This window comes from Mesorhizobium sp. B4-1-3 (assembly GCF_006439355.1).
GTDB lineage: Bacteria > Pseudomonadota > Alphaproteobacteria > Rhizobiales > Rhizobiaceae > Mesorhizobium.
Genome location: NZ_VFTG01000003.1, coordinates 104,596 through 120,697 on the forward strand (window position 1 = coordinate 104,596; position 16,102 = coordinate 120,697).

Annotated in this window: 18 protein-coding genes and 1 tRNA gene; 10 read left to right on the forward strand and 9 right to left on the reverse strand. The window is 62.8% G+C overall.

Annotated elements, in window-relative coordinates; all coding sequences use genetic code 11:
- Nucleotides 1–63 precede the first annotated feature (63 nt).
- From phaC to FJW06_RS05370, 4 genes are all read left to right on the forward strand, one after another.
- Complete coding sequence (phaC, locus tag FJW06_RS05355; protein WP_140749078.1) at nucleotides 64–1,899, forward strand: class I poly(R)-hydroxyalkanoic acid synthase; 1,836 nt, start codon at nucleotides 64–66, stop codon at nucleotides 1,897–1,899.
- A 326-nt stretch (nucleotides 1,900–2,225) separates the two neighbouring features.
- Nucleotides 2,226–3,398, forward strand: coding sequence for a YcbK family protein (locus FJW06_RS05360; RefSeq protein ID WP_246674549.1), 1,173 nt, complete (start codon nucleotides 2,226–2,228; stop codon nucleotides 3,396–3,398).
- 450 nt (nucleotides 3,399–3,848) lie between these two features.
- A tRNA-Glu gene (locus tag FJW06_RS05365) sits at nucleotides 3,849–3,923 on the forward strand.
- A gap of 99 nt (nucleotides 3,924–4,022) precedes the next feature.
- On the forward strand, nucleotides 4,023–4,850 hold the full coding sequence (locus FJW06_RS05370) for a hypothetical protein (protein ID WP_140749084.1): 828 nt from the start codon (nucleotides 4,023–4,025) through the stop codon (nucleotides 4,848–4,850).
- Nucleotides 4,851–4,885: 35 nt separating this feature from the next.
- Here the strand turns inward: FJW06_RS05370 and FJW06_RS05375 are convergent, their stop codons facing one another.
- Genes FJW06_RS05375 through FJW06_RS05385 form a run of 3 tightly spaced genes read right to left on the reverse strand, consistent with a single transcriptional unit; the run spans nucleotide 4,886 to nucleotide 5,840 of the window.
- Complete coding sequence (locus FJW06_RS05375) at nucleotides 4,886–5,083, reverse strand: hypothetical protein (RefSeq protein ID WP_140749087.1); 198 nt, start codon at nucleotides 5,081–5,083, stop codon at nucleotides 4,886–4,888.
- Nucleotides 5,080–5,418, reverse strand: coding sequence for a hypothetical protein (locus tag FJW06_RS05380; protein ID WP_140749090.1), 339 nt, complete (start codon nucleotides 5,416–5,418; stop codon nucleotides 5,080–5,082). Before FJW06_RS05380 ends, FJW06_RS05375 begins: the two co-directional genes overlap by 4 nt.
- Nucleotides 5,418–5,840 carry a hypothetical protein gene (locus FJW06_RS05385; protein WP_140749093.1) on the reverse strand — a complete coding sequence of 141 codons (423 nt, stop codon included), beginning with the start codon at nucleotides 5,838–5,840 and terminating at the stop codon, nucleotides 5,418–5,420. Before FJW06_RS05385 ends, FJW06_RS05380 begins: the two co-directional genes overlap by 1 nt.
- A gap of 79 nt (nucleotides 5,841–5,919) precedes the next feature.
- Between FJW06_RS05385 and FJW06_RS05390 the strand changes: the two genes are divergently transcribed.
- From FJW06_RS05390 to FJW06_RS05400, 3 genes are all read left to right on the forward strand, one after another.
- Complete coding sequence (locus FJW06_RS05390; protein WP_140749096.1) at nucleotides 5,920–6,174, forward strand: helix-turn-helix domain-containing protein; 255 nt, start codon at nucleotides 5,920–5,922, stop codon at nucleotides 6,172–6,174.
- Between the two features lie 94 nt (nucleotides 6,175–6,268).
- Nucleotides 6,269–6,823 carry a Panacea domain-containing protein gene (locus FJW06_RS05395; RefSeq protein WP_140749099.1) on the forward strand — a complete coding sequence of 185 codons (555 nt, stop codon included), beginning with the start codon at nucleotides 6,269–6,271 and terminating at the stop codon, nucleotides 6,821–6,823.
- A 10-nt stretch (nucleotides 6,824–6,833) separates the two neighbouring features.
- Nucleotides 6,834–7,229 carry a hypothetical protein gene (locus FJW06_RS05400; protein WP_140749102.1) on the forward strand — a complete coding sequence of 132 codons (396 nt, stop codon included), beginning with the start codon at nucleotides 6,834–6,836 and terminating at the stop codon, nucleotides 7,227–7,229.
- Nucleotides 7,230–7,429: 200 nt separating this feature from the next.
- Here the strand turns inward: FJW06_RS05400 and FJW06_RS05405 are convergent, their stop codons facing one another.
- Entirely contained in the window at nucleotides 7,430–7,909 is a 480-nt protein-coding gene (locus FJW06_RS05405; RefSeq protein WP_140749105.1) for a hypothetical protein, read from the reverse strand.
- Nucleotides 7,910–8,114: 205 nt separating this feature from the next.
- On the opposite strand from FJW06_RS05405, the gene FJW06_RS05410 reads away from it, so the two are divergent.
- Nucleotides 8,115–8,360 (forward strand): hypothetical protein, encoded by a 246-nt coding sequence (locus tag FJW06_RS05410; protein WP_140749108.1) that lies wholly within the window; start codon nucleotides 8,115–8,117, stop codon nucleotides 8,358–8,360.
- A 104-nt stretch (nucleotides 8,361–8,464) separates the two neighbouring features.
- On the opposite strand, the gene FJW06_RS05415 is transcribed toward FJW06_RS05410, so the two are convergent.
- The 5 genes from FJW06_RS05415 to FJW06_RS05435 all read right to left on the reverse strand — a co-directional run bounded on the left by FJW06_RS05415 (nucleotide 8,465) and on the right by FJW06_RS05435 (nucleotide 13,282).
- Nucleotides 8,465–8,758, reverse strand: coding sequence for a hypothetical protein (locus FJW06_RS05415; protein ID WP_140749111.1), 294 nt, complete (start codon nucleotides 8,756–8,758; stop codon nucleotides 8,465–8,467).
- A 139-nt stretch (nucleotides 8,759–8,897) separates the two neighbouring features.
- Nucleotides 8,898–9,143 (reverse strand): ATP-binding protein, encoded by a 246-nt coding sequence (locus FJW06_RS30440; protein ID WP_246674550.1) that lies wholly within the window; start codon nucleotides 9,141–9,143, stop codon nucleotides 8,898–8,900.
- Entirely contained in the window at nucleotides 9,043–9,387 is a 345-nt protein-coding gene (locus tag FJW06_RS30445; RefSeq protein ID WP_246674552.1) for a hypothetical protein, read from the reverse strand. Before FJW06_RS30445 ends, FJW06_RS30440 begins: the two co-directional genes overlap by 101 nt.
- Before the next feature lie 1,928 nt (nucleotides 9,388–11,315).
- Nucleotides 11,316–12,560 carry an ATP-binding protein gene (locus FJW06_RS05430; RefSeq protein WP_140749114.1) on the reverse strand — a complete coding sequence of 415 codons (1,245 nt, stop codon included), beginning with the start codon at nucleotides 12,558–12,560 and terminating at the stop codon, nucleotides 11,316–11,318.
- The gene (locus FJW06_RS05435) at nucleotides 12,557–13,282 is read right to left on the reverse strand and encodes a response regulator (RefSeq protein ID WP_140749117.1); all 726 of its coding nucleotides are present in this window, start codon (nucleotides 13,280–13,282) and stop codon (nucleotides 12,557–12,559) included. Before FJW06_RS05435 ends, FJW06_RS05430 begins: the two co-directional genes overlap by 4 nt.
- A 212-nt stretch (nucleotides 13,283–13,494) precedes the next feature.
- On the opposite strand from FJW06_RS05435, the gene FJW06_RS05440 reads away from it, so the two are divergent.
- Both FJW06_RS05440 and FJW06_RS05445 read left to right on the forward strand, forming a co-directional pair.
- Nucleotides 13,495–14,172, forward strand: a complete 678-nt coding sequence (locus FJW06_RS05440; protein ID WP_140749120.1) for a hypothetical protein — start codon at nucleotides 13,495–13,497, stop codon at nucleotides 14,170–14,172.
- A gap of 647 nt (nucleotides 14,173–14,819) precedes the next feature.
- Nucleotides 14,820–16,100: an efflux RND transporter periplasmic adaptor subunit gene (locus FJW06_RS05445; protein ID WP_140749123.1), complete on the forward strand. Its 1,281-nt coding sequence runs from the start codon at nucleotides 14,820–14,822 to the stop codon at nucleotides 16,098–16,100.
- The last annotated feature ends 2 nt before the right edge of the window (nucleotides 16,101–16,102 follow it).

Genomic DNA, 16,102 nt, shown 5'->3' on the forward strand with positions numbered 1-16,102 from the left:
GACCCGGTCAGATGTCCCATGGTAATATGTCAAGAAAACGCTCCGGGAGGAACCCCGCGCACCATGTCCAAAGCTCCCGATTCGGACAAAGCGGAAAATGGCGGACCTTCGGCCATCGAGCAATATCTGGTGAAGGATCCCGAGCGTTTTGCCTTGAACATGGCCCGCATGATCGAGCAGGCCGGCAAGGCGGCTTCCGCCTGGACCGAACCGCGCGAGAAGGGTGAGGTACGCGATCATGTCGCCGAACCCGTGGTCGACATGGTCAAGACCTTCTCCAAGCTCTCGGAATACTGGTTGGGCGATCCGCAGCGCGCCCTCGAAGCGCAGACGCGACTCTTCGCCGGCTATATGACGGTCTGGGCGAACGCCATCCAGAAGGTCAATCCCAACGCCGAGGCGCCGCAGGACGCAGTTCAGCCCGAGCGCGGCGACAAGCGCTTCCAAGATCCGGAATGGGGCCGCAACGCCTTCTTCGATTTCCTGAAGCAGGCCTATCTCGTCACCTCGCGCTGGGCGAACGAGCTCGTCGAGCACGCCGAGGGCCTGGACGAGCACACCCGCCACAAGGCGAGCTTCTACGTCAAGCAGGTGTCGAACGCGATCGCGCCGTCGAACTTCATCCTGACCAATCCGGAGCTGTTCCGCGAAACGGTCGCCTCGAACGGCGAGAACCTGGTGCGCGGCATGAAGATGCTGGCCGAGGACATCGCCGCCGGCCGTGGCGATCTGAAGCTGCGCCAGGCCGACTACACGCCCTTCGAAATCGGCAAGAACATTGCCACCACGCCCGGCAGGGTCATCGGTCGCAGCGATGTCGCCGAAATCATCCAATACGATCCGGTGACCGAAACGGTGCTGAAGCGGCCGTTGCTGATCTGCCCGCCATGGATCAACAAATTCTATATCCTAGACCTCAACCCGCAGAAATCCTTCATCCGCTGGGCAATCGAACAGGGCCACACGGTCTTCGTCATCTCCTGGATCAATCCGGACGAGCGCCACGGCGCCAAGGGCTGGGAGGCCTATATCCGCGAAGGCCTGCAATACGGCCTCGACATGGTGGAAAAGGCCACCGGCGAGAGGGAAGTCAACGCCATCGGCTATTGCGTCGGCGGCACGCTCCTGGCTGCCGCGCTGGCGCTGCTGGCACAGGAAGGCGATCACCGCATCAAATCGGCCACCTTCTTCACCACCCAGGTCGATTTTACCTATGCCGGCGACCTAAAGGTCTTCGTCGACGAGGACCAGGTCGCCGCCGTCGAGCGCTCGATGAGCGAGAAGGGCTATCTCGAAGGCACCAAGATGGCGACCGCCTTCAACATGCTGCGCTCGGGCGACCTGATCTGGCCCTATGTCATCAACAACTACATGCGCGGTAAGGAACCCCTGCCCTTCGACCTGCTCTACTGGAATTCCGATTCCACGCGCATGGCGGCCGCCAACCACTCCTTCTACCTGCGCAACTGCTATCTCGAGAACAATCTCTCGCGCGGCGTGATGGAGCTTGCCGGCCGCACGGTGTCGCTGGCCGACATCACGATCCCCGTCTACAACCTCGCCACGAAAGAGGACCACATCGCGCCGGCGCTTTCGGTGTTCCTGGGATCGCGGTATTTCGGCGGCGATGTCGAGTATGTGATGGCGGGTTCCGGCCACATCGCCGGCGTCGTCAACCCGCCCGCCGCCAAGAAGTACCAGTACTGGACCGGCGGCAAGCCGGTGGGCGACTTCAACGCGTGGCTTGCGGCCGCGCAGGAGCATCAAGGCTCCTGGTGGACGCACTGGCAGCACTGGATCGAGAACCAGGACAACGTCCGCGTGCCCGCGCGCAAACCCGGCAAGCGTATGAAAACCTTGGGAGATGCGCCGGGCACCTATGTCAAGGTGCGTGTGTAACGGACTGTAATGTCTGGTGAGTTGACGGGCCACCAAAACAGGGCGAAATGGTGGCGTCAATCGTTCGGCGGCCTCAAATCACCTTCCTACGCAGATTAATTCCGAGGCTTGCAGATTCGACACATATCCCGTTTCCGGTTGGGAACAGGAGGGTTATCGCGGCGCGGTGCTGGAGTGGCGCGGCGATGACGAACCAACCGGATGCCGAGGGGGAATTTATTTTGAAATCAGCAGGTTGGCGTCTCGCACGAGGGGAAAGCCGCAGCATCGCGGCAGCGCTTTTCTCCGTGCTTCTGGCCTCCTGCACCTCGACCGACGACCCGACGATGTCGGTCGTTTCGCCTGCCTACAATTCAACCGCGACCGAAATGAGCGCGAGATCCGGCGCCAAGACCGCGACCGCGGCCGATTCGTCGTTGCAGGCTGCGACGCCCGCTGAAGCCGGATCGACTGTGATGAGCGAGGGCGATACGCCTTTGCCCGAGAAGGTTGCCTATGTGCCGGAGACACGGCCGCAAGCCGCTGCCTTCCCTGCCGTTGCCGTGCCGGCGGGCTCCGCCGCGATCGCCGGCAGCACGCCGCAACCGCTGGTTCAGCAGGCGCAAAAGGCGGAACTGACGCAAACCGTCGCCGAGCAGGTCGCCGCCGGTGATGCCGCCGCCATTGCCTCGAAGGCGCAGGCAACCACGCAGGCCATGAGCAACGGCGTCTATGTAACCGCGGGCGAGCCTGCGCAGCCGCAGATCGCCGCCCCGAAGAAGAGCCTGTTCGCCTCGCTGTTCAGCACCACGCCGGCCTCTGCAGCAACCGCCCCCCTGATCAACAATGCGCGCTCCGGCGACCAGATCGCGGCACAGGCCAAGACCGCGACCGCCGCGCCGGCTCCCGCCAAGCCGATCGTTGAGCTGGCCTCCGCGACGCCTGCCGCAAAGCCAGTGCAGCTCGCCTCGCTGGACGACCCGAGCTATCACATCACCGGCGCCGATGCCCTTCCCGGCGTACGCCAGACCGCGCTCTTCGAGATCAAGCGCAAGTCCGGCATCGACGACGAGAGCGACGTCGACCTCAACGAGGACGAGGGCGGCGGCTCCTATCAGGTGGCCTCGGCCGCCGGCATGGCCAGGCTCGCGCCCAACGGTCTTTTGAAGCAGAACGAAAGCGTCGACGTCGCCTGCCTGAAACCGTCGCTGGTGCGGGTGCTGAAGACGATCGAGGGCCATTTCGGCCGCAAGATGATCGTCACCTCCGGCTACCGCGATCCCTCGCGCAACCGCCGAGCCAACGGCGCCAAGAACTCGCTGCACATGTACTGCGCCGCCGCCGATATCCAGGTGCCCGGCGTGTCGAAGTGGGAGCTGGCGAATTATGTCCGCACGATGCCGGGCCGCGGCGGCGTCGGCACCTACTGCCACACCGATTCCGTCCACATCGACGTCGGCCCCGAGCGCGACTGGAACTGGCGCTGCCGGCGCCGCAGCGGCGGTGGCGAGGACGGCTGATTTCCGTTTCGGCCTAGCCATAGCCGATTTGACCAGATGAACGGCGATCAGCGTCACGTTGCTTCAGGCCGGCAGGACGTTCGCCATTAGCCAAAGCCTTCCGAACTTCGTCATCCACGGGCGGAGCGGGAGCGAAGCGGACGCGCAGACCCGAGGATCCATTCCGTCACCTCGACCGTAGAGTGCAGCGGCGCAGATTCTGCACCGATGCAACGCTCACAGGTAACGGAATGGATCTGCGCTGCGTCGCTTCGCTCCTTGCTCCGCCATAGAATGAAGATCGCGCGGGATGTCTCTGCTAATCTCCAAGGGTGCGCCACCAAGCGACACCGCAAACCATGCCTGCCCCCGAAAAGAGTGCTTTTCCCGCCTTCGAAAAAAGTTGTCGCATCTGGCTGCGGATGGGTTGCCGGCTGGCAACAACGCAATTATAAGCCGCTTCGTCTGAGCGCGCCCATCGTCTAGCGGTTAGGACACCGCCCTTTCACGGCGGTAACAGGGGTTCGATTCCCCTTGGGCGTACCAGTCTTTTCAATGACTTATGAGACTTTGAGACCGATGCGTCGAATACGCATCGAATATACGACCACGGACGCAGGCGAACAGATCGCGGGGGGGCGACAGGTGGCAAATACCGATTCAGTCAAGAATTCCGTGGTCGAGTTGATCACTGTCGGGATCTTCGGAGCCTTTGTCGGGTGCCTGCTTACGCTGTTCCTTGTTGAAAAGTTCTCCGCAACTTCCGACCATGCCACGCTGTTGGCTGGTTTCGGCGGCGCGGTGCTCGGCTCATGTTTGAGCGCTGTGGTTTCTTTTATCCTGGCAAAGCAAGCATCAGGTGAAACCCTCAGTCGAGATAAAGAGGCCAGACGTGCAGAGCAAAAGGCGTACGTGCTTCGCCTGACAGTGAAAGCGTCGGTCGTCCTAAGCGATGTAGTTGCTATCCAGAAAACGATCGACCAATCTCTCTCTGAGGCAAACGATCGGAAGCTGACCGGTCAGCCGCTTTGGCAGCGCGTCCTACCGATTGTTGGCAGCTATCAGACCTTCGACATCGACCCATCCGAATTGTCTCCCTTGATTGCCGCCAAGGACAATGACTTGATGCAGGCTTCGGTGACGCTGTTCATGCAGCACCGCAACCTCGTCGAGGCTGTCAAGCTATATGGAGAAAAGCGCGACAAGGTGAAGGCGATCGTTATGACCCATTTCAATGAGGCCGAAGGCGTGATCACATCTGGGTTGACGCAAGATCAGATGTCGGCCCTTCTGCCGGTTGGAGTCGAGCTGGAGAGCATTATCAAGCAGATCAGAGCGATGTTGATCGACCTGAAACAAATCGGAGAACGGGTCACGTTCGGCGTAGGGCCAGCAATGCGAAAATACCTTGGCGACGACACCATTCCGGTATTCGGGCCGCCCAAGGAAGAAGCGAAAAGCCCGGCCACCTAGCAGCCGGGCTTGTCGTTCCCGCGCGATCGATCGGGTCAGTCGATCTCGCGCTTCACAAGCACGAAGTGACAGCCGTGGTTGATCTTCACGACCCATTTCCCGCCGTGTAGCGCCGTCATCGATACAGCGATCGAATCGGCGTCGCGCTGAAGTCTCGCCGCTGAGGCGAGAGTTGGTGATTGCGGCGACGTCGCGATCGCCTGGAGCTTTGCCATAGTGGCCTGGCGGTTCATGGTCTCATGGCCTTCAAGTCGGCAACGAGGCTTTTGAGGATCTCGACTTCGAGGGCCTCGTCGTCAGAATAGTCGACCTCTCTGGCCCTGACCTTCACGAGCAATCCCTTGAGGCTCTTCGCCCGCGTGTTCATCAGGCGATCGCGCGCACGGGCGAAGGCTGCGGCCGTTTCGACTTCCTTCTCCTCCGCCTTCTCTCGGCGGGCCGTGGCCCGCTCCTCTTCTTTCTCAGCCGCGGCTGTGCGCGTCGTGGCCTTGTTCCAGCGCCGGCTGGCGGCGTTCAGCTTCGCCTCGAGACGCAGGAGCTTCCTGTCGGACTTGCTCTTCTTGCCCATTACGTCACCTCCTGCCTACCGCGCCCCCTCTCAATGTAGCCGAGAGCGGCAGCGATCATGTTCGGCAGGATGTCGGAAGAGACGCCGAACATCTCGCACTCGTAGAGAGCATGGCGAAGGGCCGCAACCGCTCCCTCGAGCGAGATTGCCGGCGCGTTCCATGCTTTCAGTCGATCATCAGGCGGACCATAGGTTTCGGCGATTGCGATCTCATTTTCCTCTTGGGTGCCGTGTACTAGCGGATGCCGTGGGTATGCGGCATTGCCGGCGTTAAGGTCTGCTATTGCATCGATAAGCGGATCGTGGGGCTCGGCAGCGGCGGCCAGCGCGCGCGGCGCCGCCGGGATCGCAGCAACTGGAACGGCGGCGATGCCGGCCAGGATGTGCCGGCGTGAAAAGCGTCCGATGATGTTGGTAGACATGATATTTGCTCCTTGAGCGGTTTTGCTGACCGTGATAGTTTTCGCTCAAATCGAGCGATTGTCAACGGATTAGCGCAAAATGAGCGAAAGCAATCAAACTACCGGCGGGCAGATATCGGCGGCGAGAGCGCTACTAGGCTTGGCACAAAGCGACCTTGCGGCGGCTGCGTCGATATCGGTCGCAACCCTTCGCAGGATGGAAGCAAGCCAATCAGAACCTGCCGCCGGGCTGACAAACAACGTCGCCGCAGTGCGCCGGGCATTGGAGATTGCCGGTGTCGAGTTCATCCCGGAAAACGGCGGCGGCCCTGGTGTGAGGCTTAGAAAGGCCTAGCAAACTTGCCAGATTGGCAACTTTTCCCCAGGCAGTTCCGTTATCTTGAGCCCCGTGATATATTTTAAACGCAATCGCGTCGCAGGGGGAACCGATGCAGCCTTGGTACAATTCCAGAAAAGCCGCGCAGATCGCAGCCTTTTTCGCGATTCGCGAAGGCGGCCGCATACCTGTGCTGAAGGCCGTGAAATTGATTTATCTGTCGGAGCGCCGCTTCATGAGCGACTTCGACTCCTCGATGCTTCGCGACCAACTGGTGTCGATGGAGCATGGGCCTGTCAACTCGATTACCCTCAACCAGATCAATGGCTTGACAGATGATCAAGCCAGTTGGAAAGAATTTGTTACAGATCGGGAAGACCATTGTTTTTCCGTCCGCTCGTCGGATTTATCAATTGCGCATCTTGATGAGTTGAGCCGGGCGGAGTTGCGAACCCTCGAGAATACCTGGGCAGAATTCGGCCATATGGATCAATGGCAAATCCGCGACTACACGCACGACAATTGCCCTGAATGGGAAGATCCAGATTTTTCATCGCAGCCGATTCCCTACAGCCGCGTCTTCAAATTTCTCGGGAAGCCAGACCCCGAAGAGCTTGAAAAGAAAGTGATACGCGAGCGCACCCTCGATTCAATTTTCAATACCTGAAAATCCCCGGATGGCCTACGTCGTCGCGAAGAAGAGCGCCCTGCTCATACCGTCCGGGCCGGGTGAAGATGGCAAGCATCTCTATGTTATCGTCACCGCGCCCTGCGAAGCAGAGCGGTGCTTGCTGGTCACGCTCACTTCAATAAGGGACGGGCGATTTTTCGATCCGGCGTGCCGAGTTGACGTGGGCGAGCACGAGTTCATAACGAAGCCGAGCTATGTCGAATATCACATGTCCCGGACACTGCGGTGCGAGCAGATCGTGAAATGCGTCGACGGCTGGTATTTCACGCCGAAGCCGCCAGCCTCAGAGGAACTCGTTGAGCGCCTCTGTGCGGGTCTGACTGAATCAGATTTCACGTCGAAAATCGTTCTCGACTATTTCGCTGCAAATCGCCATCGATAGCGCAAAAGGGGCGAGGCGGTGGCCGAGGCATACGGTTCTAAACTTATCACGGTGATAATTTTGGAGCCGACCTCCCTCGAAACTGGGACAGCTTGTCCCGGTTTCTGCCGCCCCCAGGACGCGCGGTTTCCCGCCGCCGATATCCTACACCGCCAAGGCGCTGATCGCCTGTTGGTGCGTCCCGGTGGCGCGCTGGCGCGCTATGCGGCCCGCTTCTCGCCTTCGCTGACTTTTGATCTGCGCGCCTTGTCGGGGCTGGCGATCTTGCCCTTGATCGGCGCCGGGCTGATCTGCCTTGCATAGAGGTACAGCATGCCCGCGAGCGCATGGCCTTGGTGGATGACGCCGCGGAGCTCGTTGGCGGTCGCCATAAGCGGGCCGAGAGGCATCCTGTCGAACATCTCGAGCAGCGCGGATGTGTGGAGCTCTACCAGGTCGGGACAGGCCCGCAGCAGGTCAGAGACAGCCCGCAACGACGTTTCGTCGATCAGGGCATGATTTCCTCGCCCTTCGGCCAGGATGCACAGCACGAGCCTCGCGTGCTCGATGCCGTGCTGCACGATGATCCGACGGATCGAGGCCATTGCGCGGGTCTCGCCAGGCCCCCGATATTGGTGCCGGCCGACGATCTTGACGTCGAATTCCTGGCAGAGCGCTGCGACACGAGTATCCACGGTCATGCGGCCGCCTTCTCGAACATGGCGGTGCCCGCCAGCATCGGATAGAGCAGCCCGATCGTGTTGTGCGCCGTCGACCCCGGCATGGCCTTGGCAAGCCGGCCCCTCGCGCTCTAGCGGCCGAAACGCGTTATTAACGGCGTTGTTGGGTGACGCATCGTGGCAGTGATCAGACGGTGTAGAGTTCTGCCTCGCCTTGGAGGCGCGGATGAACCTGCTTCGGACAGTTCTCTTGTGCGCGGCAATGACCGGCCTGGCCGGGCTGCAGCCCGCCTTCGCCGATGATCAGCCTGCCCAGCCGAATGGCGACGCGGCGCAGCCGCCCGTTCACTGCCAGGGACAGAATTGCCTGCCGCCGAAGGACGATCCCGCCCTGGAGTGCAAGGGGCAGGATTGCACGCCGGCTCCGGCGACCGACCAGCCGGCAGGCCCGGAGATTAAGAAGGTCAAGTGAGAGGCTGCGCGCGCTGTGGGGGGAACAGAAGGCCGCCGTCCTCGCCAGATCGCGTCGACACTCAGAAAAGCAGGCGCCCAGCAGCGCGAAGCGGCAAGCTCCGATCAATCCGGAACCATCGGCGCCGGCTCTTCGCACCGATAGACCATACACTGCCCGTCATTGGTCGGGACATAGTCGACCATCGGCACGTAGGGAGCATCGCACTCGTTGCCGAACTGGCGGACATAGCGCTCATACGTGTTCGCCCCCGTGGTCAGCACCACCGCATGCCGGCTCTGGATCAGCGCCTGGGTCTGCGCGCAGGTCATCTTGCGTGTGTCGGGCCGTGCATCGGCGAAATTTGTGGCGGCAACGATCATCGCTGCCGCGCAAAACGCAATCTTACTCATGGGCATGGTGGCATCCTCGCAAAGCATCGTATCGCCAGATTCGCATCTTACGAGGCCGCTCCGCAACGGCGGCGCGGTCACGATGCAGCGAGCAAAACCTTGAAAAGCAGTTGAAAGCCCGCGCCAAACCCTGGAATGTCCGACGTCAGGCCGTTGCGAACACCACCCTCTGCAGCAGCCCTCCTCCCGGCCTGTTCTCCAGTGTGATCGCCCCGCCGTAGCGTTCGATGATCTCCTTCGCGATCGCCAGCCCCAGCCCCGCCCCCGGAATGAATTGCGTGCGCGCCGGATCAACCCGGAAGAAGGGCTCGAAGGCCTTGTTCAGCAGGTCCGGCGGGATGCCGGGCCGCGGTCGGCGATGGTGAGGACCGCCTGGCCGTCCCGCCCGCAAGCGCGACGGTGCAGCTCTTGCCATGCGTGGCAGCGTTGACGATCAGGTTGCGCAGCGCCCGGCGCAAGCCGAGCGCGCCGGCTTTGACCGACACGCGGTCGAGATGGTCGATCGTCACCGCATGACCAAGCGAGACCATCTCGACCTCGATATCGCGGACCAGCCTGTCCAGTTCCAACGGCTCGACCGCGTCCTGGTTGACCTCCTCGCGCACCAGGCGGATGGCGCCGCTGATCGACGCCAATCGGCAGACCCCATCAAGGGTCGCGGTTCCCGCAACCTTCTGACGCGAAGCGCGTTTGAACCCGGCATCACGAAGGACGGGGAGTTCGATGGATAGAATCGGCAACGGCGGCACTGGTTTCGAAGCCTTCATGATCTTTGTCATCGGCCTTGCTTCGATCGGTGCCGGCTATCCATCTACTTTACCGGAATGAACTGATCGCAAGGGGTCCAAGGTGCCCAGCCTGGTAGCGGTGCCATTCGCTATTGCTCTTTTCTCCTCACATAGGCCGGCAGATTTGGTGCGGCAGGCGGATGGAGATATGCATCGAAGATCGCGAGCTTGAGCCCGTATGTCAGGCGGGTTTGCGCGTTGCAGGTGTCGCATATGAAGACCTTGGAGCTTTTGAACCACGATCCCTTTCGGACCACCGCTGTTCCGCACTCCGGGCAGTGAAAGGTAATATCAGAATCGTACAGATCTCGTGAAAGGATCATCGCCTCGCCTCCGTCGCGGAGGTGGCGAGGCAAGATCGATGCCGAGCAGGATGTACCAGGCTGACACGCCCGATATGCATTCCCGCGCATTCCCGCACCCGCGCGAGAGCGGCGTTCCTAAACGCTGCTCTTGCTTAGCCTTGACGAGCCCGCCAGGCTGCCAACGAAACCGGTGGAAAGACATAAAAACCTATATCAATGCAGGAATGCTAATTTAGCTTCCGCCTTAGCCGACTCTCCCCTACCGAGTCGGTTAGGCCCGGCGGTTCAACCCAACGCAACCCCAACGCGGAACTGTCGGGCCGCAGAGGGGCGGCGGTCTATGACCCCACGCCACCGCCTAGGAGTTATGTCCGCAGACGGGGGACAGCTCGTACGAGGTCGCAACGGTTCAGCGAACAAGGCAAGCAACTGTCCGAACTGGAGGTGCCGCGCTTCATGGAAGCCGCAGCGGCACTGCATGCCGCCATCTTGCGCCCCCCTGATATCGACGCAACGCAACCATTACCGGCCCATGGGCTATCTTCACGAAGCTGTTTAAGGCGGTGAAGGAATTCACCAGGAAGGATGCAGAGTTCATTCGTTGGTTTGGCGCGGGTTCGCTGTAGGCTAGCCCGCCCGAGACGATCCCGGACGGGCAGTCAGGTCATCCCCAACGGCGGCACTTTAGCAGTGTTCCAGTCCTACGAATGCGCCGCGCTCTCCAACGGGCGCGGCTCGGTAATGTTCCGCTCGGGCTGCGATCTTGCCGTGACACTCAACCGCAGACCGGTGTCCACTCCTGGGTAGAAATAGGACATCCCTAACCTGGCGAGCCACAGGCGCGACCACAACCTCATACGTTGAGCAAATGCTTGACGAAGGCTGAGCGCGAGCCAGACTCAGCCTATGGCGAAGGGCAGTATAATCGTCGGCGATAGGGTTGCGATCACCGCAACGATCCGCAAGCGCGTCACAGAGGATCGGGTCAGCGTATTGATCCTTTTCTACCGCCAGCCGCATTCAATCCTGGACAGATCGCCGAACATCAGCAGTGGGCAGAAGACGAGCTAACGGGCCAAGTCCTGCACGTCGGTGATAACACCGTCACGGTCGGCGGCAAGGACCTCGGGATCAGGGTCAAACTACATGCCGTGCGGCTCGTCACGAGGCACGTAGCGCCGAAAGCGCAAGACGGCGGTGATCGATGAGGCTACCTGAAAAGAAAAACCCACCGATCGAAGCCGACGGCCATCTTCCCTTAGCTGCTTTGTGCGCCCTTTCCCGGATGGTCCGCCCGAACCCAGGAACCCCGCACAAGGTTTTCCAACGCAGTCCCGACTGAAGCGCTATAGCTGCCGGCCACAGTGTGGGGGCGCCGGCGCCGCTCCGCAACGGCGGCGCGGTCACGATGCAGCGAGCAAAGCCTTGAAAGCAGTTGAAAGCCCGCGCCAAACCCTGGAATGTCCGACGTCAGGCCGTTGCAAACACCACCGTCTGCAGCAGCCCTCCTCCCGGCCTGTTCTCCAGTGTGATCGCCCCGCCGTAGCGTTCGATGATCTCCTTCGCGATCGCCAGCCCCAGCCCCGCCCCCGGAATGAATTGCGTGCGCGCCGGATCAACCCGGAAGAAGGGCTCGAAGGCCTTGTTCAGCAGGTCCGGCGGGATGCCGGGGCCGCTGTCGGCGATGGTGAGGGCCGCCTGGCCGTCCCGCCCCGCAAGCGCGACGGTGCAGCTCTTGCCATGCGTGGCAGCGTTGACGATCAGGTTGCGCAGCGCCCGGCGCAAGCCGAGCGCGCCGGCTTTGACCGACACGCGGTCGAGATGGTCGATCGTCACCGCATGACCAAGCGAGACCATCTCGACCTCGATATCGCGGACCAGCCTGTCCAGTTCCAACGGCTCGACCGCGTCCTGGTTGACCTCCTCGCGCACCAGGCGGATAGCGCTGTCGGCGATGCGGTCGAGTTCGTCGAGGTCCCTCAGCCATTTCTCGCGATCCTCATCTAGGAACTCGGCACGGAGCCGCATCCTGGTCATCGGGGTCCTGAGATCGTGGCCGGCGGCGGCCACCAGCCGCATGCGGCTTTCCATCGCCGCCCTCAATCTTGCCGACAGCTCGTTGAGCGCATGGGCGGTAGCCCTCACCTCGGCCGAGCCTTTTTCCGGCAAGGTCGCCAGCACCCCGTCCGATCCGATCTTGCTGACGGCGGCTTCGAGCATTTCGAGCGGCCGCACCAGCACGCCGGTGAAATAGATCGATACAGGTGTGGCACCGAGCACGATCAGCACCATCCAACCCACCAGCCCGTACCAGACATCGCGCGGCGGGCCGAAATCGGGCACGTCGACGATCATCCAGCGATGGTCGGGCAGCTCCACGGAAGCAACCATTCCCGGCTTGCCGGCATTGCGGCTGACCACGGCCGAAAGATCCAGCCCGTTGTGGTGCAGGATCTCGTTCAGTACTTTTGTGTGCTTGCGGTCCTCGAAGCCGTCTGCCGGGCGATCCTTTACGATGACGGGTGCATCGCCTGAATTCGGCGCATGGCCGGGAACCAGTTGCACCATGCATTGGATCTGGTGGGCGAGCGGCCCCATGATGAGTTCCGGCGACGGCCCGCCGAGCACCTTGACCGCGACGAAGGTGGCGAGCCCGACGACGCCGAGGATCGACACGACCAGAAGGATGATCAGCCGCCGGCGCAGCGAGGTCACGTCCCGGTCTCCGTCGTCTCGACGCGCGCGGTCAGTTGGTAGCCGCCATTGCGCACGGTCTTGAACAGGTTCTCCTCGCCCGCTTCGGCGAATTTACGCCGCAGCCGGCTCATCAGCACGTCGACGGACCGGTCGAGCGGTTCGCGCTCACGCCCTTGCGTCAGATCGAGGAGTTGGTCGCGCGACAAAAGCCGACCTGGCCGATCGAGAAAGACCTGCAGCAGGTCGAACTCGGCGCCGGTAAGGTCGATCAGCGCGCCGTCGGCATCCATCACCTTGCGCGTATCGGGCTCCAGCCGGTAACCGGCGAAATGATAGACGCGAACCTTGGGCGGCGCGGCTTCGTCCGGTGCCGAACGCCTGAGCACCGCCCGGATGCGGGCCGAAAGCTCGCGCGGATTGAACGGTTTGCCGAGATAGTCGTCGGCGCCGAGCTCCAGCCCGATGATGCGGTCGACATCCTCCTTCAGCGCGGTCAGCAGGATGACGGGGATGTGCGGCTTGCGGTCCCGCAGGCTCCGGCAGATGTCGAGACCGGAGCCGTCCGGCGGCATGACGTCGAGCACGACAAGGTCGAACTGGCCCGAGCCGAGCTTCTGCTCGCATTCACGCCGGTCGGCCGCCACCGACACGCGAAACCCCTGCCCGTCGAGATAGCGCCCGAGCAGCGTCCTGATCTCGCGGTCGTCGTCGACGACAAGGATGTGGGATTGTGCCTGCATTCTTAGCCTGCTTGCCTGTTTGTTCGCGATTATAGGGAGCGACGCCACCAGGCGGCATGGAAAATTGCAACGGAACGTTTCCGCGAAGCCGCTGGAAACATTCGGAAACAAATCTCCCTTTTCCGGAAACCTTCGGCAATGCGCCGAAGCAATGCGGCAAAAGAGGCTTCCTATCCTCCCGGCATCCGAACGCATGCAGAAAGGATCATGTCATGCGAAGCAGACTTCTGGCGCTTGGCCTCTTCTCGGTCGCGGCCATCCACCCCGTGCTCGCCGCGGAGCCGGAGCCCGGCGCAGCCCGCGGGGACGAACCGCCGGCAATCGGGCGGCAAGACGACGCAAGCCCCGACTCCGGCCCCGGGCCGATGCCGTGGCACGGCCAGCGTTGGGCGATGCGGCACGGCCCCGAAGACTTCGGTCCGCGCCGCCTGGGTCCGCCGCCGGAATTCCTTGCCGCCCGGCTCGCCGCGCTCGAAACCCGGATCGGCATCCGCTCGGAGCAGCTCGACGCCTGGCGCGACTACACCAGCGCGCTGCAGGCTGTGCTGGCGCCGCCGCGGCCGGATTTCGGCCAGGCCGGCCGCGGTCCGGACGATGCCGCCGGCGGCAAGCCGGATCAGGCCAAGCGCGACCCCTTCGCCTTCCAGGAAAAGCTGGCCGACGAGGTGACCAGGCGCGCCGCCTCGGCCGCCAAGCTCAAGGATGCCATCACCGTGTTGCGGGCCAAGCTGACCCCCGAGCAGCTCGAAATACTCGCTTCGGCGGATCGGCCGCACGGCCCGCCCCCCGGTCCATGGGGTGGTCCGCCGGACGCAGCCGGCCCCGGAGGTCTGCCCGATCACGGCGGACAGCTCCCTCCACCCCTACCCCGGAGTGGCGAGCAACTCTGACCGGCTGCGCCGGCCGGCCCCCTGACCTACCCGTTCAAGGGCCGGCCGGGTTCCAATCAGCGCAACGCCTCACGTGGTTGGCGGCTTCGCGAGGCGAATGGAGAGCACTATGTGGGAAGCTCTGATGATGCTGCGCCTGATTGCATCCGCAGCCCCGAGCTTCACAGCCGGGCGTCGTGATCCGCAATCGGCCCTCGTGGCGCGCACGCTCAGAGCGCGATCCGGCTGAGCTTCGACGGGTATCGCCTCTCGCTACCCATCCCCGCCGAACTTTGAAAAACGTGCACAGAAAATCGCATAACCGGGTTCTTCATGGCCATCTATCTAGTCGACGGCCTGGAAGGCGCGCACCTGCGGTCGGCAAGGGGCACTTGGTTTATTCCCGAGGATCGGCATACTGACGTCGGTGGGCGTCGCGGCCGCACATTTGACCCCTTTCGTCGAACGATTCCGGCCGCGGAAAAGGAGCGTGACATGAACCGCTTCGGCACGTTGCTAAACTCCCAAGCGCGGCACAGAGTGGCCGAGGCGCGGCACTCCGTCGCCCCAGGCTTTTCGTGCAGGTGCCCGGCGCCAGATGGCTCCGCAGTGCGCCTGCATCAGCCATCCGGCTGCCACAGCAACTCGAGCGAAAGATGATCCGGGCCATGCGCATTCTGTTCAGCCAGCCTTCCTTGCCGACGCGCCGTAAGGCGGTCTTCGCGTTGTGCGCTGCCCTGCTCCTGGCGGCCTGCTCGCAGGAAAAGAGCCAGGTTCCGCCCGGCATGGGCGGCGTCGGGCGGCCCGAGGTCGGCGTCGTCACGCTGCACCCGCAATCGGTTGCAATCACCGCCGAGCTGCCGGGCCGCACCGCCGCCTCGCTCGTCGCCGAGGTGCGCCCGCAGGTCGACGGCATCATCCAGCAGCGCCTGTTCCAGGAGGGCGCCGAGGTGGTGGCGGGACAGCCGCTTTACCTCATCGATCCGGCGAGCTATCAGGCCGCCTATGACAGCGCCGTCGCCGCGCAGCAGAAGGCGGAAGCCGCGGTGCCGACCGCGCAGGCGAAGTTCGACCGCTATTCCGGGCTGCTGAAGCAGAATGTGGTCTCGAAGCAGGATTACGACGATGCCGCCGCGACGCTTGCGCAGGCCCAAGCCGATGTCGCGTCGGCCAAGGCCAGCGTCGAGACCGCGAAGATCAGCCTCGACCGCACCTCGATCACCGCACCGATCGCCGGCCGGATCGACAAATCGACGTTGACGCCAGGCGCGCTGGTCACGGCCAACCAGGAAACGGTGCTGACCACCATTCGCTCGCTCGACCCGATCAATGTCGACGTCACGCAGTCCAGCACCAACCTGCTCAATCTACGCCAGGCGATCAACGAAGGCCGGCTGAAATTCAGCGGACCCAATGTCAGCGTCAAGCTGAAGCTCGACAACGGCACCATCTATGCTCAGAACGGCAAGCTGGAATTCGCCGGCGCCAATGTCGACCAGTCGACCGGCACCTTCGCGCTCAGAGCCCAGTTTCCCAATCCTGACCGCCTGCTCCTGCCCGGCATGTATGTGCGCGCCATCGTCGAGGAAGGCGTTGCGCAAAACAGCTTCCTGGTGCCGCAGCGCGGCGTCACCCGCGACCCCAAGGGCCAGGCGACGGCTATGGTGGTCAATGCCCAGGGCAAGGTCGAGCAGCGTACGCTGAGCGTGCGCAACAGCGTCGGCAACAGCTGGCTGGTCGATTCCGGCATTAACGATGGCGACCGCGTCATCGTCGAGGGCCTGCAGCTGGTGCGCGCCGGAGGCGACGCGACACCGGTCGAGGTGACGATCGACGAAACGACCGGCGAGATCAAGGACCGCGAGCAGAGCTCAGCCTCGGCAGCACCGGCCGGCGGCAATGCCGCCGGCGCCGCAAAGCAGCCTGCCTCTGGCGCAACCGGGAACTGAGC

Excerpts from the sequence above, each read along its gene's own strand:
- FJW06_RS05440 (WP_140749120.1), top strand. The coding sequence starts at position 13,495 with ATGCGAAGCAGACTTCTGGCGCTTGGCCTCTTCTCGGTCGCGGCCATC.
- phaC (WP_140749078.1), top strand. The coding sequence starts at position 64 with ATGTCCAAAGCTCCCGATTCGGACAAAGCGGAAAATGGCGGACCTTCG.
- FJW06_RS05400 (WP_140749102.1), top strand. The coding sequence starts at position 6,834 with ATGGCCTACGTCGTCGCGAAGAAGAGCGCCCTGCTCATACCGTCCGGG.
- FJW06_RS05360 (WP_246674549.1), top strand. The coding sequence starts at position 2,226 with ATGTCGGTCGTTTCGCCTGCCTACAATTCAACCGCGACCGAAATGAGC.
- FJW06_RS05410 (WP_140749108.1), top strand. The coding sequence starts at position 8,115 with ATGAACCTGCTTCGGACAGTTCTCTTGTGCGCGGCAATGACCGGCCTG.
- FJW06_RS05445 (WP_140749123.1), top strand. The coding sequence starts at position 14,820 with ATGCGCATTCTGTTCAGCCAGCCTTCCTTGCCGACGCGCCGTAAGGCG.
- FJW06_RS05385 (WP_140749093.1), bottom strand. The coding sequence starts at position 5,840 with ATGTCTACCAACATCATCGGACGCTTTTCACGCCGGCACATCCTGGCC.
- FJW06_RS05375 (WP_140749087.1), bottom strand. The coding sequence starts at position 5,083 with ATGAACCGCCAGGCCACTATGGCAAAGCTCCAGGCGATCGCGACGTCG.
- FJW06_RS05415 (WP_140749111.1), bottom strand. The coding sequence starts at position 8,758 with ATGCCCATGAGTAAGATTGCGTTTTGCGCGGCAGCGATGATCGTTGCC.
- FJW06_RS05405 (WP_140749105.1), bottom strand. The coding sequence starts at position 7,909 with ATGACCGTGGATACTCGTGTCGCAGCGCTCTGCCAGGAATTCGACGTC.
- FJW06_RS05380 (WP_140749090.1), bottom strand. The coding sequence starts at position 5,418 with ATGGGCAAGAAGAGCAAGTCCGACAGGAAGCTCCTGCGTCTCGAGGCG.
- FJW06_RS05435 (WP_140749117.1), bottom strand. The coding sequence starts at position 13,282 with ATGCAGGCACAATCCCACATCCTTGTCGTCGACGACGACCGCGAGATC.
- FJW06_RS05390 (WP_140749096.1), top strand. The coding sequence starts at position 5,920 with ATGAGCGAAAGCAATCAAACTACCGGCGGGCAGATATCGGCGGCGAGA.
- FJW06_RS05395 (WP_140749099.1), top strand. The coding sequence starts at position 6,269 with ATGCAGCCTTGGTACAATTCCAGAAAAGCCGCGCAGATCGCAGCCTTT.